Source organism: Paraglaciecola sp. IT1134 (assembly GCF_058068185.1).
This window is the reverse complement of sequence record NZ_CM176486.1, coordinates 3,974,236-3,991,226: the sequence shown is the minus strand read 5'-3', so window position 1 is coordinate 3,991,226 and position 16,991 is coordinate 3,974,236. Positions and strand designations below refer to the sequence as shown.

Sequence of the window (16,991 nt, the reverse complement as noted above, 5' to 3'; positions counted from 1 at the left end):
CCTTATAAAAAGCCCAGATTTATCTGGGCTTTTTTTTCAAATTTTTTAATCGGCAGCAGATAATTCCTATGGCGAAACCTCCTATTACCTTTGTATACAGCGGCGTGAATAAACGCGGGCAAAATATCAAAGGAGAAATCAGCGCCCTGTCCATACTTGAAGCAAAAAACCAGTTACGCCGCCAAGGTGTGTCGGCCAAACGGGTGAAAAAGTTAGCTACCCCGTTATTTGGCTTAGGGGCCAAAAAAATCGCCCCCACGGATATTTCGGTGATGTCCAGGCAAATTGCCACCATGTTAGGCGCGGGGGTGTCTTTGGTGCAAACCATAGATATGATTGCCCGGGGGCATTCGAACCCCACTATGCGTAAAATGCTTGGTGAGATTGGCAATGAGGTCAAAGCTGGTAATCCCATGTCCAGTGCCTTGCGCAAACACCCTAAACAATTCGATGATTTGTATTGCGATCTGGTGGAAACCGGTGAGCAATCCGGTGCCCTGGAAACCATTTACGATCGAATCGCTATCTATAAAGAAAAAGCCGAAGCGCTAAAATCGAAAATCAAAAAAGCCATGTTTTATCCCATAGCAGTGATAGTGGTGGCCTTTATTGTGACCACTATTTTATTGATTTTTGTGGTACCGCAATTTGAGGAGATATTCAGTAGTTTTGGGGCAGAGTTGCCGGCTTTTACCCAATTCGTGCTAGGCATTTCACGGTTTTTACAAAATAACGGTATTTTTGTCGGTGTAGGATTAATTGCGCTGGGTGTGCTTTTCAAGAAAACCCATCAAAAATCCAAGAAATTTCGAGATGCGGTAGATGCCAAAATACTCAAAATTCCGGTGATAGGCGGTATTTTGAAAAAAGCCGCAGTAGCCCGTTTTAGTCGCACCCTGGCCACCACCTTCGCCGCTGGTGTACCGCTTATCAGTGCCCTGGATTCAGCGGCTGGCGCCTCGGGAAATGCCATATTCAGGGACGCTATTTTATTTATAAAAAAAGAAGTCGCCGGTGGGATCCAGATGAATTCCGCGATGCGCGCTACCGGAGTATTTCCGGAGATGGTGACCCAGATGATCGCTATTGGTGAAGAGGCCGGTGCGGTGGATGAGATGCTCAGTAAAATCGCCACCATTTACGAAGCGGAAGTGGACGATATGGTAGATGGCCTGACGAGCTTGCTCGAGCCCATGATCATGGCGGTATTAGGAGTCGTAATAGGTGGCTTGATCGTGGCCATGTATCTGCCTATTTTTGAAATGGGTAATGTGATTTAAACATAATTAATCTAGTGCCAGGCACACATTTCTGGCAAGCTAGGCCCTAGTTTACTTCACCGTATAAGTCCGTGTTATGGATGCAATTTTTCAGCTAATGGCTGACTCTCCGGTATTTTTCCTGTCAATTGTTTTTGTCGTTAGTTTGATGGTGGGCAGTTTTTTAAACGTCGTGATCTATCGCTTACCCATAATGATGGAACGCGCCTGGCAAGCTGAATATCACAATTATTTTTACCCCGGGACCCCCGCACCCGAGTCTGAAACCTTTAACCTGATTAAACCCGATTCCACTTGCCCCCAATGCCAGCATAAAATTCGTGCCTGGGAAAACATTCCCCTGCTGAGCTGGTTATCTCTCAAAGGCAAATGTAGTCAGTGCCAAAAACGCATACCCATTCGTTATCCTTTGGTTGAGTTGGCCACGGGACTGGCGTCTTTGTGGGTGGCCTGGCATTTTGGTTATTCGGCCAGCGCCTTTTGGGGCGTGTTATTTACCTGGCTATTGGTCGCCTTGATTTTTATCGATGTAGACAAGATGCTGTTGCCGGACCAACTGACCCTGCCTTTGTTATGGTTAGGTCTATTGTTTAGCCTAACTAATCCGCTGGTATCCAGTGGTGATGCAATCATCGGTGCGGTGGTGGGTTATTTAAGTTTATGGTCATTGTACTGGGTGTTTAAATTGTTAACCGGTAAGGAGGGCATGGGTTACGGCGATTTTAAATTGCTTGCTGCTCTGGGGGCCTGGGTCGGTTGGCAATATTTACCCATAGTGATTTTACTGTCATCATTGGTGGGCGCAGTGGTCGGTATCAGCATGCTCAGCCTGCAAGGCAAAGACAAGGGGCAAGCCATTCCCTTTGGACCTTATTTGGCCACAGCGGGCTGGATCGCCCTGTTATACGGTGACTGGATTGCCGGAAAATACTGGCACTGGGCAGGATTATAAGCCAGTCTAGCTGCCAGCGGGGCTGGAGCACCTTGTTTATTATACGGTGACTGGATAGCTAGGCAATATTGGCAATGGGTGAGATTATGAGTCATTTTGTGGTGGGGTTGAGTGGGGGCATTGGCAGTGGTAAAACCACGGTGAGTAATATGTTTGCCAAGTTGGGTGTGCAGATCATCGATGCGGATGTGATCGCCCGGCAAGTGGTTGAACCAAACAGCCCGGCCCTTGAAGCTATCTTAGCCAAATTTGGCCCGCAATTGGTAGACGAAAGCGGTAACCTGGATAGGCGCAAGTTGCGTGACATAGTGTTTAGCAAGGGCGAAGCGAAAAATTGGTTAAATGCCTTGCTGCATCCGCTTATCCGCCAGCAAATGCAGCAGCAAACCAGTCAGGCAAAATCCGACTACTGCATACTAAGCGTACCGCTGTTAGTAGAGAATAAAAGTTATCAAACCGTTGACAGAGTGCTGATTGTCGATGTCCCTGAAGACCTGCAACTAAGCCGCAGCAGAGATAGAGATGCTGCCAGTGAATCGCAGATCAATGCTATTATGGCCGCACAGGCGTCCCGGCAACAACGTCTTGAGGTTGCCGATGACGTGATAGATAATAGTGGCGATGAAGAGGCTCTATTGGCTCAAGTTACTCGGCTACATCAACAATATCTAGCGATGGCCGGGGCGATATAGCTTTTTTTAGACAGGTTTTCGGGCACGACAATCGTCTGGCGGTTGACGATACTTATTTTTAGGCAAAGCTTGAAAGTACCAGTTTTTTACGTTTTAGTTATTGTATACAGTTTTATTAATACCACTTTGAGAGAGCAATGCCCCACGCGATTTATGAATTTCCGCTCAATGAAAAGGTCAGAACCTACCTGCGCCTTGAGCAACTTTTCACCCAACTAATGCAAGTCAAACAGGCGACTGAAGACTGGCAATACATCAATTTTTTGTCTTCGTTATTTACCCTGCTCGATTTACTGGAGCGTGTGGACTTACGTACCGATGTATTAAAAGATATTGAATCTCATGAAAAAAATCTGGTGTTGTGGTCGCAACATCCGAATATAGATAATGATGCCTTACAGGCTGCACTGCAGAAAATTTTGCGTTTGCGGGAACAAATGAAAGGGGCCAAAAAATTCGGTTCAGACTTAAAAGAGGATCGTTTCCTGGCATCCATACGCCAGCGTTTCACTATCCCCGGAGGGACCTGCAGTTTCGATTTACCCAATATGCATTATTGGTTGAAGCAGTCCAAAGATCAGCTGCAACAGGACGTGAATCGCTGGATGAATGAGGTGTCATTGATCAACGCCGCGTTGCAAATCACTCTGTCATTTTTGCGTGAGAGAGGGCGTTTTGTGGATATCCAGGCCAATAAAGGCTTTTACCAAGGTGTGGCGGATGATAAAAACGAGTTAATTAGGGTGAAGTGCGCTACTGACCAGGGGTATTATCCCGTACTCAGTGGTAATAAATATCGCTATGCGATCCGTTTTATGTTGTTTACCCCCAGTATGCAAGGCAGTACTGGGCTGGATGAAGTGGTTGATTTTAAGCTTGCTTGCTGTTGATAACCGAAGAGAATATTGAATGATTGTAAATTGCCCAACCTGTAAAAAAAGCGTTGAATGGTCTTCCCAGAGTAAGTTTCGACCTTTTTGCAGTAAAACCTGCCAGCTTATCGATCTAGGTGAATGGGCAGATGAAGAAAAGGCCATCCCTTGCGGGCCCACTAAAGACGCCGAAACCGGCGCTATGCCGGATATTGAAGATATTGAAGCGTTGCTTGCCCAGCAGCAGGATGATTTTTTTAAGGAATAAATAGCCAGTCGTTGTAGGGTAGTTCATGGTAAAAAGCGATTAGACTGATTGATTTTAATCAGTTCATCCCTGAATAACGCTTCTGTATACTCTTTCCATCGACTTAAACAACATAATTTAATCAGCGGAGCATCTATGTCCAACCCAAATTTCCAAGATAAAACAGGCCAAAAAGTACCCAATGTAACCTTCCCAGTGCGGGTCAATGACGAATGGGAAAAACGCACCACTGACGAGATTTTCTCCGGTAAAACGGTTGTGGTTTTCTCGTTGCCAGGGGCATTCACACCTACTTGTTCATCGACCCATTTACCCCGTTATAACGAACTGGCAAAGGTTTTTAAAGCCAATGGCGTAGACGAAGTTGTCTGTGTTTCGGTCAATGACACCTTCGTTATGAATGCCTGGGCGGCGGATCAAGAAGCGCAAAATGTTACCTTGTTACCTGATGGTAACTGTGAATTCACCGATGGCATGGGTCTACTCGTTGATAAAGCCGATTTGGGGTTTGGCAAACGAAGCTGGCGTTATTCTATGCTGGTAAAAGATGGTGTAGTAGACAAAATGTTTATTGAACCTGATTTACCCGGCGACCCTTTTGAAGTGTCAGATGCTGATACAATGTTAGATTACGTGGCCCCTGATGCGCAAAAGCCTTTGCCTGCAGCCATATTGTCCAAACCCGACTGTCCTTTTTGTGCCAGAGCCAAAGCCTTGTTGACTGATAAGGGTTACGAGTACGAAGAGTTAATGCTGGGTAAAGAGGTAACCTTCACTGGACTTAAAGCACTAAGTGGCCGTGATTCCTGGCCTCAGGTGTTTATCCATGGCAAACACATAGGTGGCAATGATGATTTAGAGGCATTTTTCGCGAATAAATAATCAGCGATTGCATCATTAAAAAAGGGCTATTTAATAGCCCTTTTTTATTGCGCGCTATCCCTGCGCTCCACCTAAAGGCCGTCCTGTGGACGTTCTAATAGGCTCCCGACCTATTAGTATTGCGCGCTATCCCTGCGCTCCACCTAAAGGCCGTCCTGTGGACGTTCTAATAGGCTCCCGACCTATTAGTATTGCGCGCTATCCCTGCGCTCCACCTAAAGGCCGTCCTGTGGACGTTCTAATAGGCTCCCGACCTATTAGTATTGCGCGCTATCCCTGCGCTCCACCTAAAGGCCGTCCTCTGGACGTTCAAATAGGCTCCCGACCTATTGGTATTGCGCGCTATCCCTGCGCTCCACCTCCGGCCGTCCTGTGGACGTTCAAATAGGCTCCCGGCCTATTTGTATTGCGGCGCTATCCCTGCGCTTGACCTCCGGCCGTCCTGTGGACGTTCAAATGGGCTCCCGGCCTATTGGTATTGCGCGCTATCCCTGCGCTCCACCTCCGGCCGTCCGATGGACGTTCAAATAGGCTCCCGGCCTATTGGTATTGCGCGCTATCCCTACGCTTGACCTCCGGCCGTCCGATGGACGTTCAAATAGGCTCCCGGTCTATTGGTGTGTCTGCTTAAAAATAGTTTTGGGAATCATTAGAATTTAGCTAACGCCCTATATATAGTAGTTAATTACTCAAAAACGCAAAAAAGATCCTGCCTTATGGTTAAACCTGTGCTGTTTATCGCTGCCATGCTTTTCACTCTTCACAGTGCTGCTGGGCAGTTGGACCAGGTTTTTGACTCATTCGAGACGCTTTACCACAACGAACTCGGTGAAATTAATAGTTGTGCACCCATCAACGAACACACGTTGAGAGTCTGCTCCGAAACACTGAAAAATGATGGCAACGCCCCCTATATTTTACATCACGGCATGCAAACTAAAAAGGTGGTGGTATTGTTTCATGGTCTGAGTGATTCACCATTTTTTATGCGTTCAATAGCCCAGGCGATTTATCAACAAGGGGCAAATGTGGTGGTGGCCTTGTTACCCGGACACGGTAAAAAGGACGCGGATCTGGATATGCAAGATCCCACTTTAGCCAGCCGCTGGGAGCAGCATGTGGAAGCCACCATGGCCTTAGCGCCGGCGTTGGGCGAGGATCTATATATTGGCGGCTTTTCTACCGGAGGCACGTTAGCCACCCAGTATGTGTTAAGCCATCCCGGAAAAGTTAAGGCTTTGTTGTTGTACTCAGGTGCCCTGGCCCTGGCGCCAAGTGTAGAGATCCTGGCCAAAGTTTGGGGCATAAAATGGCTGGCCAAAACCTTAGATGGTGATTATCAAACCTCAGGGCCTAACCCTTACAAATATCCCAGCGTGGCCCGTTTTTCTGCCTTTCAACTCACGGATGTTATTTTTGCGGTCAGGGCAATGATGGAGAGTAAATCACCGCTGGATTTACCTATTTTTGCTGCTCATTCTCAAGCTGATGTCACTACTATGTACGCCGGCGTAGAAGAGTTGATGCAATACAATCAGGGGGACAACGTATTGTATGTTATCCCTGAAGATCAGGCCGTATGTCATGCGGATTTGGTGGTAGACGAGGCCCAGATAGAAGATATGCATTTTGATGAAAGCCAAGTGCTGGAAGTACTGCCGTGCTCCGTACCAAAAGCCAACCCAATGCACGGTAAAATGCTCGCAGCAAGCCTGAGGTTTTTACAGCAACACTGAGCTGTTCCCATTACATAATATGCTGCGCCCGCCCGATTTTTAGGCCTTGCACGCCATAAAAAATGACGGTGGGTCCTTTGCACTTGAAAGTAGTATTTTTTTCTTTGTGCCCTCCAATAGATTGGCCATTCAAAATTGGCTCCAAAGTCGAGAAGTTACTCGGTGTACCCGCCACTGCGCGCAATACTAATGCCCTGAAAAAACGGGTTGATATTTTTCATCACTAATTAGTCGGGATGGACAAAGACGGCTCATTGAGGGGGATATACATTTCGAATCTCACCCCTTGATTCAGAGTCGATTTACAATCAATGGTCCCCTTTAATATTTTGACCATAATGTTGTAGCAGATGTGCATGCCTAAGCCATTCCCCCCAGCCCGGCTGCTCAGGGTAAAAAAAGGTTTGTACATATTGTTGATCGTATGCGGATTCATACCCCGGCCATTGTCTTCGTAGACAAGCACTAAGGCCATATTGGAACCTCCGGGGTCGCTAATTTTCCCTTGGATATGGATACGTCCGGAATTTTGTTTGAAAAACCCGTGTTGCACTGAATTCATGATCAAATTAATCAGAACTTGGCCTATGGCCCCAGGATTACTGACTATGGTCAAATCGCTGGGGATATCGAGACAAAATGTATGGCGGGTGTTTTTCATTCTGGGCTTCAATGACAGCAACACTTCACTAATATAGGCGCTTAGGTTCAAAGGGCGGCTGGTATGGCTGCGTTGATCCGCCGCTAGCTGCTTAAAGGTTTGAGTCAGTTCGTTGGCCCGGGAAATATTACGTTCAATGATTTGACAGGATTCTTGAGCTTGCACATAAAGCTCTTCCAAGTCAGATCTTTTTAAGCGTTTATCAACAAATTGTTGGTAACTGGTTCTATGCATTTCCGCCATATGAGCCGCTGCGGTGATGACAACGCCTAGTGGCGTATTGATCTCATGAGTAAAGCTTGCCATCATGGTTCCCAGAGCTGCCATTTTTTCCATATCGATCAGTTGTTCTTGTACATTATCTCTTTGGGTCAGTGCCTTACGCAGCAACAGGTTGGCATCATTTGAGGCCAACTCATTTTTGAACACTTCTTGGTCGCGAGCAGATTCAAGTAAGCGGATACGCTGCTTGAGTTGATCCTGGGAAAATATCAGACCCAATGCTGACAACACACAATCCAGCAGTTCAGCGTCTGTTTCAGATGACGGATTTATGTTCAGATTATAGAGGGACAAAACCCCTGACAATTGTCCGAGGTTATCTTTGATGGGATAGGAAAAGCAGTTTTCGATGTTATATCGGGCAAATACCTCGTGTAGCGCAGACCAGGAAGCGGTGCGGCTAATATGAATACAGGACTCTGCTTCATGGGTGTTGGCTACATTATGGGGCCCAAATAACCTGGGGTCGTCATTGAGCTCGGTGATGGCCTGCAACACTGCATAAGGTGTGTCGCCGGGTAACAAACTGACAAGGCTGTTATCTGGGCTTAACGACCAGATTACATAGTGACCATACTGCAAGGCGGTTTGCATTTGTCTTACCACTGACTCGGCTGTCTCTAGACTCGGGCCATTGACAAGCAAGGCGTCAAGGATCGCCATTTTCATACCCTGATTGCTGGCAGAAATAGTCAAGGGGTCAGGATCTTTTGCTGGCATTATTTATATAACGGGAAGAGTGCATTGAAGGCTCTGATTTGTCGGTTGCTGGGGCCAAAATAACACAGATTTTTGGCAAGTAAAGTTCGTCTTTGGTTTACAAATCGCCATAAATGGCTTGCAAGGCTGTGATGGCGGCAATCGCGGCCGTTTCGGTGCGTAATACCCGTGGTCCCAATTGTACCGCTTGAAAACCTGCCTGTTCGGTTTGATAGAGCTCATGTTCAGAAAAACCACCTTCTGGCCCTATGAGTAATCTCGCCCCGGCGTTGCCCATATTAATATGACGAAAACTTTTCTGTGCTCTAGGATGCAAAGTGAGGCGCAATTCGTTAGTAGATTGATTGATCCACTGATTAAAATCCGTGGGCATGTTCAACTGGGGTACGATATTCCTGCCGCTTTGTTCACAGGCTCCAATGATGATTTTTTGCCATTGCAGATGTTTCTTCTGCCAACGTTGTTCGTCGAGTTTTACCCCACAACGCTCTGTTATCAGAGGCGTGATCTGGCTAACGCCCAACTCCACTGATTTTTGCAGCACCATATCCATGCGATCGCCACGGGAAATACCCTGGGCCAGATGAATGGTAAGAGGCGACTCTACATTTATGGATAATTTGGCATCAATTTGTACCAACACTTTACGTTTTGTGACATCGATCAGTTCCCCGCTGTATTCGTTACCGTCACCATTGAACAACACGACCGGTTGGCCTGCTTTAGCCCGCAAGACATTAGCCACATGATGACAGGCATCAGGGGTGAGCTCGATCACGTGTTCCACAGGTAAAAGATCTGGATGATATATTCGACAGATTCGCATAGATTCTACAGCTTAAAAATTTTTGTTATGTTAACAATGCATAGGGGCGGGGTGAAAGTGAATTCCATTATCTTTGGCAAAATATCCAGCCCCCAGGTTTATTGGGGAGCCTTGACTATCAACAATAGGTTATGCCCTGGCGTGAGATTGACAGAAATCTCGGTAGCTGGTTCAGGTCTACCGAGACTTGTGTTAGCTTAATTCCACCATGTTTGCCGGTTCCATTGGGGACCCTTGAGCTTTGACGTCAGCTTCTTTGCGAGCAAACTTGGTATTCTTACCCGTATCTCTCGTTAATGAATAAACGAAAAGCAGGGCAATGATCACGGCTAATATAATAAGAAGCAACATTTTCTATTCCTTTAAAAATATCATGCCATGCCGACGATATCGGCAAAACACAGTATATCATCATCTAAAATAAATTCTCAAAAATCAGCAGCTTTTAACAAACATAGTTAGTCAAAAGTTGTAGACCAAAACATTATATTTTAAATAAATTACAGGTATATTAACGCCGCTGAAAAAGCAGAAATTATTTCGGCTATTTTTGCTGTGGCGGATAAGCCTGATGGCTAGCCATTAACAAAAAATAAATAGTAAATGGAGTAATGCATGGTTGAGTTTGATTCGCAAAAAATGTCCGAGATGATTGACGTCTATGTTATCCCCTGGGCCATCAATATTGTTATGGCAGTGCTGATTTATATTATTGGTAAGATAGTTGTTAGCATATTGCTTAATGTTTTTGGCAAGGTGATGACGCGTTCAAAATATGATGACATGCTCATCGATTTTATCAAAGCGATCCTCAGCGCCGTACTGATGTTGTTTGTAATCGTCGCTTCATTAGACCAGTTGGGTGTTGATACGACCTCATTAGTCGCTATTTTAGGTGCCGCGGGTTTAGCTATTGGCTTGTCGTTACAAGGTTCATTACAGAACTTCGCCGCAGGCGTTATGTTATTAGTTTTTCGTCCCTTTAAAGCTGGGGATTTTGTGGAAGCCGGTGACGCTATGGGCGTGGTGAAAAGCATCAGTATTTTTACTACCGTGATGACCACAGGGGATAATAAAGAAGTCATCGTGCCCAATGGCCGTATCTACAGTGGGAATATCACTAATTATTCGGCGAAGGAGACACGTCGCGTAGATATGGTGGTAGGTATAGGTTACGACGCAGATCTGAAACACGCCAAAGACGTATTAAATGAGCTCATTGCTGGCGATGAGCGTATCCTCGCTGATCCCAAACCTTTGGTTGCCGTTTTGGAACTAGCAGACAGTAGTGTAAATTTTGTGGTGCGGCCCTGGGTTAAATCTGCAGACTATTGGGCAGTTAAATACGCGTTTACTGAAGCGGTGAAATTGCGCTTCGACCAAGAAGGCATTTCCATACCCTTTCCGCAAATGGATGTACATTTGCATAAAGAAGCAGTAGAACAGAAAGCATAATTAACGATATGTAGACGCAGCTAACGTTGGTTAGCCTTAGATAAAAAAGCCAGGCAAATTAATTTGTCTGGCTTTTTTTTAAAGGGTACCTACCGTTTGAATGTTTTTAGTTTTCAGTAAATCTCTAATTTCTTCTAATAATATTTCTTGTTTAGGCGGTGCAACTGGTTTAGTTGGCACGGCTTCTTCTTTGTGTTTTAGGGAATTCATGGCTTTAATACCCACAAATACGGCCATCGCAATAATCACGAAATCTATGATCGTTTGCACAAACTTGCCCCAGGCTAGTAAGACCGCCGGCGTGTCAGCTGTTGCGGCTTTAAGCACAACAGCCAGATCCACAAAATTAACGCCGCCCAAGGCTAGTCCAATGGGGGGCATAAGGATATCAGCCACGAACGAGGCAACAATTTTACCAAATGCCGCACCAATAATTATACCGACAGCCATATCTACTACATTTCCTTTTACAGCAAATTCTTTGAACTCTGATGCAAAACTCATGTTTTATTCCTCAACTGATTGTTATTTTACAGGATTTTATTTCTTTCTTTCTTGGCTGTTACTTGAACAACAAAGTGATTTGAGTGTATATGGGGTGTGTAATTTGTACAATAAGCAGTCAAATTAAGACCATGGAATAAACCCCAAGAGCTTTGAGTCGCTCTTGAGGTGGCTGTATTTATTCACGGCAATCCGGTTTATTGGTGGCTGCGTTATAGAGACTCAGGGCGCCGGGCATATTTTTGTGCAGGGTATCAATGCGCGTAGTAGGTAACGGGTGAGTCGATAACAGTTCCGGTTGACGATTGTCTCCGCTGGCTTTGGCCATATTCTGCCACAAATTCACCGATTGTTTGGGGTCAAAACCGGATTTTGCCATTAACTGTAAACCGATTAGATCCGCTTCGGTTTCATGGGTGCGACTAAACGGCAATTGTACACCTACCTGCACACCCACCCCTATTGCTGCCATGATTAGATTATTGTTGGCAATTTGATTGGTTTCCAACAATTGATTGGTGACCTCCATACCCACACCGATCAAGGTGCTGCTGGACATGCGCTCGTTGCCGTGTTCGGCAATCACATGGCCCACTTCATGGCCTATGACGGCGGCTAATTGGTCCTGATTTTCGGCTACTTTCAACAAACCGCTATAGACGCCTATTTTCCCACCTGGCAGGGCGAAGGCGTTCACTTGAGGATCATCAAACACCACCAGTTCCCATTTTCCGGCGAATACCGACTTAGGCACATGTTGGGTAATGGCATCGGCTACGCAAGAGACAAAATGATTAGTGACCGGTAAGGTGGATACTTTTTGTTCTGCCTTCATACCATCAAAGGTTTGCGCACCCATATTGGCGAGCTGGTCAGAGGAATACAATTTAAATTGGTTACGCCCCAAGGGCGATGTTGCGCAACTGGATAGCACCAGTAATGACGTGCTAACTAAAGTAATCTGCTTGATAAATTTGAGTGACATTAAGGCCTTCCACATAAAATGCTGCTTGCTGATATTGTAGCGATAGTAACTCGTTATGCATTATTCGTTAAGTATTTGCCTGAGTTTTTGAATGTCATCCCCATGTAGTGGCTAATACTTAAGTTCTTTTTGCACGAGGGAGTTTATTCTCGGCAACCAAAAAGGCTTAGCTGGGGTAACAGCTAAGCCTTGGTGTAATTAAAGCGCGCTGACATTTGGCGGCTATTAAAGGGCGGCTGCTCGTAGTGCCTCGGCTTTGTCGGTTTTCTCCCAAGGAAATTCATCACGGCCAAAATGCCCATAGGCTGCGGTAGCCTTATAAATGGGACGTTCCAAATCTAGCATTTTTAATAAACCATAGGGACGTAGCTCAAAATGTTCCCGTACCAGAGCCGTGAGCGTTTCATCTGATACCAAACCACTACCAAAAGTATCAATATTGATGGACGTCGGCTCTGCCACACCGATGGCATAAGAAATTTGAATTTCACAACGTTTGGCAAGTCCCGCCGCCACTATGTTTTTGGCCACATAACGACCTGCATAGGCTGCTGAGCGATCTACTTTGGAGGGATCTTTGCCAGAGAAAGCACCGCCACCATGCCTGGCCATGCCACCATAGGTATCGACAATGATTTTGCGCCCAGTCAGGCCACAATCGCCCATAGGGCCGCCAATTACGAAACGTCCGGTGGGGTTGATAAAGTACTTGGTGTTGGCTGTTAGCCATTTAGCGGGAATAACCGGTTTGATGATTTCTTCCATCACGGCTTCACGTAAATCTGCAGTGCTGATTGAATCGCAGTGCTGGGTTGATAACACCACTGCATCTATGCCAACCGGTTGGTTGTCCTCGTAGATAAAAGTGACCTGACTTTTCGCATCGGGACGCAACCAGTCAAGTTGACCACTTTTACGCACCTCGGCTTGACGTTTAACCAAACGGTGAGCATAAGTAATGGGAGCGGGCATAAGCACATCGGTTTCGTCGCTGGCATAGCCAAACATCAAACCTTGGTCGCCGGCTCCTTGATCCTCGGGACGGCTGCGATCCACTCCTTGATTGATGTCTGGAGATTGTTTGCCAATGGCATTTAGTACCGCACAGGAATCTGCGTCAAAACCCATATCTGAGTGGGTATAGCCGATTTCACGCACTGTATCCCGGGTCAGTTGTTCAATATCGACCCAGGCATTAGTCGTAACTTCCCCCCCCACCAAGACCATACCGGTTTTGACGTAGGTTTCGCAGGCTACCCGGGCTTTGGGATCCTGGGTTAAAATAGCATCGAGAACGGCATCGGAAATCTGGTCGGCGATTTTATCTGGGTGCCCTTCAGAAACAGACTCTGAGGTAAAAAGATGTTTGGCCATGGACTTTCCTTATGTGAATAGAGGTGACTATAGCGATATTCTACTGATTGGGAGCAAAAATACCAGTCTTTACATCTAGACGTCCAAACGGCCAGGCGTAAATTTAACCTTCCAGTTAAAAAAAGACACCGGCCTAAGGATTTTCATCAATGATTTATCGTTGCAGTTATCCCCGGCCTAAGACAAAATGGAAGGCCAATTTGCCAAGCTATAGAGAAACATACCCAAGTCACTGAAAAGACAGCCAGGCTGTGTAGTAAGTTACTCCATGAACAAGATTTGCATATAACTATGGGGTTAACAGACGATACGCAGGCCAGGTGTTTCAAACATGAAGGTAAAATCAGCTTTGCTCGTCAGTCAATTAATATACCAGGAGACAAAATGCCGTCACGTCAAGAACTCGCTAACGCTATTCGTGCGCTTAGTATGGATGCAGTACAACAGGCTAAATCAGGTCACCCCGGAGCCCCCATGGGCATGGCCGATATCGCCCAAGTATTGTGGAATGACTTCATGCAACACAATCCGGCCAATCCACACTGGCCTAACCGTGATCGTTTTGTCATGTCTAACGGCCACGGCTCTATGCTGGTGTATTCTTTATTGCATTTAACGGGTTATGCCCTACCTATTGAAGAATTGAAGAATTTCCGTCAATTGCACTCTAAAACCCCGGGTCATCCGGAATACGGTTACGCGCCTGGTGTAGAAACCACCACCGGCCCTCTTGGCCAAGGTCTGAGTAATGCTGTGGGTATGGCAATCGCCGAAAAAACTTTGTCGGCCCAGTTCAACCAACCGGGTTTTGATGTAGTGGATCACCATACCTATTGTTTTCTCGGTGACGGCTGTTTGATGGAAGGGATTTCCCACGAAGTGTCGTCTTTGGCCGGTACACTGGGGTTAGGTAAGTTAATTGCGTTTTGGGATGACAATGGTATTTCCATCGACGGTCACGTTGAAGGTTGGTTTACCGACAATACCCCAGCACGTTTTAAAGCGTATGGCTGGCATGTTATTGCTGATGTTGACGGGCATGATCCTCAAGCCATCAAATCCGCCATCGAAACAGCCAAAACACAAACCGACAAACCGACTCTGATCTGCTGTAAAACAGTGATTGGTTTTGGCTCTCCCAATAAATCCGGTAGTCATGACTCCCACGGCTCACCGTTGGGGGAAGATGAAATTATTGCGACCCGCAAGTTTCTAAATTGGCCCCATGGCGCCTTTGAAATTCCGGCAGAGATTTATGCCGGCTGGGATGCCAAGGCTGCCGGTGAGCAAAAAGAACAAGCCTGGAACGATACTTTGGCCACTTATGCCAAGGTACATCCTGAACTTGCTGCTGAGTTAAAACGACGGGTCGATGGTGATTTACCCACTGATTTTGCTGCAAAGGCCCAAGCGGTTGTCGAGCAGGCTCAAGAGAAAGGGGAAAATATTGCCAGTCGCAAGGCTTCGCAAAATTGCATTGAAGCTTTTGCCACTTTGTTGCCTGAAGTATTAGGGGGATCTGCGGATTTAGCCGGTTCAAACTTAACCTTATGGTCAGCTTCAAAAGGGATCACCGCAGATGACGCCAGTGGCAACTATTTATATTACGGTGTACGCGAATTTGGTATGAGCGGTATCATGAACGGTATCGGTCTGCACGGGGGCTTCCGTCCCTTTGGTGCTACCTTTTTAATGTTTATGGAATATGCACGTAATGCTGTGCGTATGGCATCGCTTATGGGCATTCCCAATATATTTGTTTATACCCATGACTCTATCGGTCAGGGCGAAGATGGCCCAACTCACCAACCCATAGAACAATTGGCAAACTTGCGTATGACACCTAACTTGGCGACCTGGCGTCCTTGTGATGGAGCTGAAACAGCTGTTGCCTGGAAGGCAGCGCTGGAACGTAAAGACGGTCCCAGTGCACTGGTTTTTAGCCGTCAGGGTTTACCTGCGCAAAAACGTAACCCAGAACAACTGGCAAACGTGGCCAAGGGGGGGTACATTTTGCTCGACAGTGCGACCACCCCAGAGGTAATTATACTGGCTACAGGTTCAGAAGTGGGTGTGGCTATGGATGCAGCCCAAGACTTAACGGCCCAAGGAATTGCTGTGCGCGTGGTGTCTATGCCAAGTACATCGGTATTTGATCAGCAAGACTCAGCATATCGCGAATCTGTGTTACCCAAAGCGGTCACCAAACGAGTGGCAGTTGAAGCAGCCCACGTGGATTATTGGCGCAAGTATGTCGGTCTAGATGGTGACGTAGTGGGCATGACCACCTTTGGCGAGTCAGCACCTGGAAACGTATTACTGAAACATTTCGGTATTACCGCAAGTGCTGTAACCAGCGCGGCACAAGGATTGTTGAATTCCCAGTAAAATGGCTTCCAGTTAATCCAATAAATCTATATTCTAAGGCGCTTTATGCGCCTTAGTTATATGGCAGCGAAAAAACTATCAATAAGGGCCAGATGATACGAGTAGCAATAAACGGGTTTGGTCGTGTTGGTCGCAGCGTCTTGCGTGCGTTATATGAAACCGGTCAGAATAAACACCTGCAGATAGTAGCCATTAATGAATTGGCTAAACCACAAGGGGTGGCCCATTTACTAAAATATGATACTGCCCATGGACGTTTTTCGTTTTCGGTAGCCTTGACTGACGATAAATTGGTTGTGGCTGGAGATAACATTACCTTGCTGCAACAACCTGATATCGCCCAGTTGCCCTGGGCTGAATTAGGTATAGATTTGGTGCTGGAATGCTCAGGGGTACACAATACACGCCAGGATGGCGAAAAACATCTAGCCCAGGGGGCCAGCAAAGTCCTGTTTTCCCAGCCTTGCGGACCGGATATGGACGCCACTGTGATCTTTGGCATCAACGATCATGAGCTTAAAGCCAGCGACCTTATCGTGTCGAACGGCTCCTGCACCACCAATTGTATTGTTCCGGTTATTCAGGTTCTTGATAATGCCTTTAATGTATTAAGTGGTACGATCACAACTATCCATTCTTCCATGCATGATCAGCAAGTGATCGATGCCTATCATGAAGATTTGCGCCGGAGCCGGGCTGCTAGTCAATCGATTATTCCGGTGGATACCAAGTTGGCCTTGGGAATTGAACGCATTTTGCCTAAATTTGCCGGTAAGTTTGAAGCAATTGCGGTGCGGGTGCCTACTATCAATGTAACCGCCATGGATTTAAGTGTGACGGTGGATTCCAAGGTCAGTATTGATGATGTTAATCAGGCCCTTAAACAGGCAAGAGAAGGGCGCTTAAGCGGGATCTTAGGTTACACCGAGGAGCCTTTAGTCTCAGTAGATTTTAATCACGATCCCCATTCATGCATCGTCGATGGCACGCAAACCAGAGTCAGCCACAAACAGTTGGTTAAAACCCTGGTGTGGTGTGACAACGAATGGGGTTTTGCCAATCGCATGCTCGACACCGCTTTGGCAATGTGGCGGCATGACGAACTACACTAATA

The 16,991-nt window shown here is 46.4% G+C and carries 16 protein-coding genes; 10 read left to right on the top strand and 6 right to left on the bottom strand.

Translation table 11 applies throughout. The features are described from left to right. Positions 1-68: 68 nt before the first annotated feature. The 7 genes from AC3RV5_RS17500 to AC3RV5_RS17470 all read left to right on the top strand — a co-directional run bounded on the left by AC3RV5_RS17500 (position 69) and on the right by AC3RV5_RS17470 (position 6,682). On the top strand, positions 69-1,280 hold the full coding sequence (locus AC3RV5_RS17500; RefSeq protein WP_489728870.1) for a type II secretion system F family protein: 1,212 nt from the start codon (positions 69-71) through the stop codon (positions 1,278-1,280). Between the two features lie 76 nt (positions 1,281-1,356). After that, positions 1,357-2,232 (top strand): prepilin peptidase, encoded by an 876-nt coding sequence (locus AC3RV5_RS17495; RefSeq protein WP_489728869.1) that lies wholly within the window; start codon positions 1,357-1,359, stop codon positions 2,230-2,232. An 86-nt stretch (positions 2,233-2,318) separates the two neighbouring features. Further along, a complete protein-coding gene (coaE, locus tag AC3RV5_RS17490; protein WP_489728868.1) occupies positions 2,319-2,924 on the top strand; it encodes a dephospho-CoA kinase in 606 nt (201 codons plus the stop codon). Positions 2,925-3,061: 137 nt separating this feature from the next. Continuing rightward, a complete protein-coding gene (gene zapD / locus AC3RV5_RS17485) occupies positions 3,062-3,814 on the top strand; it encodes a cell division protein ZapD (RefSeq protein ID WP_489728867.1) in 753 nt (250 codons plus the stop codon). A gap of 19 nt (positions 3,815-3,833) precedes the next feature. Beyond that, a complete protein-coding gene (yacG, locus tag AC3RV5_RS17480) occupies positions 3,834-4,064 on the top strand; it encodes a DNA gyrase inhibitor YacG (protein WP_489728866.1) in 231 nt (76 codons plus the stop codon). 135 nt (positions 4,065-4,199) lie between these two features. Beyond that, entirely contained in the window at positions 4,200-4,946 is a 747-nt protein-coding gene (locus AC3RV5_RS17475; RefSeq protein WP_489728865.1) for a glutathione peroxidase, read from the top strand. Positions 4,947-5,662: 716 nt separating this feature from the next. Then, positions 5,663-6,682, top strand: coding sequence for an alpha/beta hydrolase (locus tag AC3RV5_RS17470; RefSeq protein WP_489728864.1), 1,020 nt, complete (start codon positions 5,663-5,665; stop codon positions 6,680-6,682). Between the two features lie 223 nt (positions 6,683-6,905). Here AC3RV5_RS17470 and AC3RV5_RS17465 read toward each other — a convergent pair whose 3' ends face one another. From AC3RV5_RS17465 to AC3RV5_RS17455, 3 genes are all read right to left on the bottom strand, one after another. Further along, positions 6,906-8,345 (bottom strand): GAF domain-containing sensor histidine kinase, encoded by a 1,440-nt coding sequence (locus tag AC3RV5_RS17465; RefSeq protein ID WP_489728863.1) that lies wholly within the window; start codon positions 8,343-8,345, stop codon positions 6,906-6,908. Positions 8,346-8,442: 97 nt separating this feature from the next. Next, complete coding sequence (locus AC3RV5_RS17460) at positions 8,443-9,171, bottom strand: 16S rRNA (uracil(1498)-N(3))-methyltransferase (RefSeq protein ID WP_489728862.1); 729 nt, start codon at positions 9,169-9,171, stop codon at positions 8,443-8,445. A 192-nt stretch (positions 9,172-9,363) separates the two neighbouring features. Continuing rightward, on the bottom strand, positions 9,364-9,522 hold the full coding sequence (locus tag AC3RV5_RS17455) for a hypothetical protein (RefSeq protein WP_489728861.1): 159 nt from the start codon (positions 9,520-9,522) through the stop codon (positions 9,364-9,366). Between the two features lie 264 nt (positions 9,523-9,786). Here AC3RV5_RS17455 and AC3RV5_RS17450 point away from each other — a divergent pair, with 264 nt between their 5' ends. Next, positions 9,787-10,626: a mechanosensitive ion channel family protein gene (locus AC3RV5_RS17450; RefSeq protein WP_489728860.1), complete on the top strand. Its 840-nt coding sequence runs from the start codon at positions 9,787-9,789 to the stop codon at positions 10,624-10,626. Between the two features lie 78 nt (positions 10,627-10,704). Here the strand turns inward: AC3RV5_RS17450 and mscL are convergent, their stop codons facing one another. The 3 genes from mscL to metK all read right to left on the bottom strand — a co-directional run bounded on the left by mscL (position 10,705) and on the right by metK (position 13,489). Beyond that, entirely contained in the window at positions 10,705-11,130 is a 426-nt protein-coding gene (mscL, locus tag AC3RV5_RS17445; RefSeq protein WP_489728859.1) for a large-conductance mechanosensitive channel protein MscL, read from the bottom strand. 178 nt (positions 11,131-11,308) lie between these two features. After that, positions 11,309-12,115, bottom strand: coding sequence for a M48 family metallopeptidase (locus AC3RV5_RS17440; RefSeq protein WP_489728858.1), 807 nt, complete (start codon positions 12,113-12,115; stop codon positions 11,309-11,311). 225 nt (positions 12,116-12,340) lie between these two features. Next, positions 12,341-13,489 carry a methionine adenosyltransferase gene (metK, locus tag AC3RV5_RS17435; protein WP_489728857.1) on the bottom strand — a complete coding sequence of 383 codons (1,149 nt, stop codon included), beginning with the start codon at positions 13,487-13,489 and terminating at the stop codon, positions 12,341-12,343. 384 nt (positions 13,490-13,873) lie between these two features. Here metK and tkt point away from each other — a divergent pair, with 384 nt between their 5' ends. Both tkt and epd read left to right on the top strand, forming a co-directional pair. Continuing rightward, entirely contained in the window at positions 13,874-15,877 is a 2,004-nt protein-coding gene (gene tkt, locus AC3RV5_RS17430; RefSeq protein ID WP_489728856.1) for a transketolase, read from the top strand. A gap of 92 nt (positions 15,878-15,969) precedes the next feature. Then, a complete protein-coding gene (gene epd / locus AC3RV5_RS17425) occupies positions 15,970-16,989 on the top strand; it encodes an erythrose-4-phosphate dehydrogenase (protein ID WP_489728855.1) in 1,020 nt (339 codons plus the stop codon). Positions 16,990-16,991: the final 2 nt, after the last annotated feature.

Excerpts from the sequence above, each read along its gene's own strand:
- mscL (WP_489728859.1), bottom strand. The coding sequence starts at position 11,130 with ATGAGTTTTGCATCAGAGTTCAAAGAATTTGCTGTAAAAGGAAATGTA.
- AC3RV5_RS17475 (WP_489728865.1), top strand. The coding sequence starts at position 4,200 with ATGTCCAACCCAAATTTCCAAGATAAAACAGGCCAAAAAGTACCCAAT.
- tkt (WP_489728856.1), top strand. The coding sequence starts at position 13,874 with ATGCCGTCACGTCAAGAACTCGCTAACGCTATTCGTGCGCTTAGTATG.
- AC3RV5_RS17465 (WP_489728863.1), bottom strand. The coding sequence starts at position 8,345 with ATGCCAGCAAAAGATCCTGACCCCTTGACTATTTCTGCCAGCAATCAG.
- AC3RV5_RS17500 (WP_489728870.1), top strand. The coding sequence starts at position 69 with ATGGCGAAACCTCCTATTACCTTTGTATACAGCGGCGTGAATAAACGC.
- zapD (WP_489728867.1), top strand. The coding sequence starts at position 3,062 with ATGCCCCACGCGATTTATGAATTTCCGCTCAATGAAAAGGTCAGAACC.
- AC3RV5_RS17470 (WP_489728864.1), top strand. The coding sequence starts at position 5,663 with ATGGTTAAACCTGTGCTGTTTATCGCTGCCATGCTTTTCACTCTTCAC.
- epd (WP_489728855.1), top strand. The coding sequence starts at position 15,970 with ATGATACGAGTAGCAATAAACGGGTTTGGTCGTGTTGGTCGCAGCGTC.
- AC3RV5_RS17450 (WP_489728860.1), top strand. The coding sequence starts at position 9,787 with ATGGTTGAGTTTGATTCGCAAAAAATGTCCGAGATGATTGACGTCTAT.
- AC3RV5_RS17440 (WP_489728858.1), bottom strand. The coding sequence starts at position 12,115 with ATGTCACTCAAATTTATCAAGCAGATTACTTTAGTTAGCACGTCATTA.
- coaE (WP_489728868.1), top strand. The coding sequence starts at position 2,319 with ATGAGTCATTTTGTGGTGGGGTTGAGTGGGGGCATTGGCAGTGGTAAA.
- metK (WP_489728857.1), bottom strand. The coding sequence starts at position 13,489 with ATGGCCAAACATCTTTTTACCTCAGAGTCTGTTTCTGAAGGGCACCCA.
- AC3RV5_RS17495 (WP_489728869.1), top strand. The coding sequence starts at position 1,357 with ATGGATGCAATTTTTCAGCTAATGGCTGACTCTCCGGTATTTTTCCTG.
- AC3RV5_RS17460 (WP_489728862.1), bottom strand. The coding sequence starts at position 9,171 with ATGCGAATCTGTCGAATATATCATCCAGATCTTTTACCTGTGGAACAC.
- AC3RV5_RS17455 (WP_489728861.1), bottom strand. The coding sequence starts at position 9,522 with ATGTTGCTTCTTATTATATTAGCCGTGATCATTGCCCTGCTTTTCGTT.
- yacG (WP_489728866.1), top strand. The coding sequence starts at position 3,834 with ATGATTGTAAATTGCCCAACCTGTAAAAAAAGCGTTGAATGGTCTTCC.